At 57.1% G+C, this 319-nt stretch carries 1 protein-coding gene; it reads right to left on the minus strand.

The annotated features are described in order from the left end of the window. Window positions 1–183: 183 nt before the first annotated feature. Window positions 184–319: aspartate/glutamate racemase family protein (locus SB765_RS28720; protein ID WP_410932371.1), on the minus strand; the 136-nt coding region annotated here is incomplete at its 5' end.

The following is a 319-nucleotide window of genomic DNA, read 5'->3' on the forward strand; positions in this document are numbered from 1 at the left end:
GACATAGCCTGGTGAATAGTCGACCATCCGCACCCGGATATCGTTAAACTTCACGGTTCGCCAGGTCGCCTGCCCCTGGTCGCCGGGATGAATCGTCTCTTCAATCTGATCCCACTGGGTCAGGCCAAACGGCAGATTTTCAATTTTCATGCGATTCCCTCAAGGCTAAGTGCAGGATAAACGTCAGGCCAGCGCCTGGGTAACGGCCTCTTCCGCGTGGATAAGCGTGGTATCAAACAGTGGCACGCTGGCATCCGTGGCATCCACCAGCAGTGTGATTTCGGTGCAGCCCAGAATAATGGCCTCCGCCCCCTGCGCG

This window comes from Pseudomonas sp. SIMBA_067 (genome assembly GCF_046534675.1).
Classification (GTDB): domain Bacteria; phylum Pseudomonadota; class Gammaproteobacteria; order Pseudomonadales; family Pseudomonadaceae; genus Aquipseudomonas; species Aquipseudomonas putida.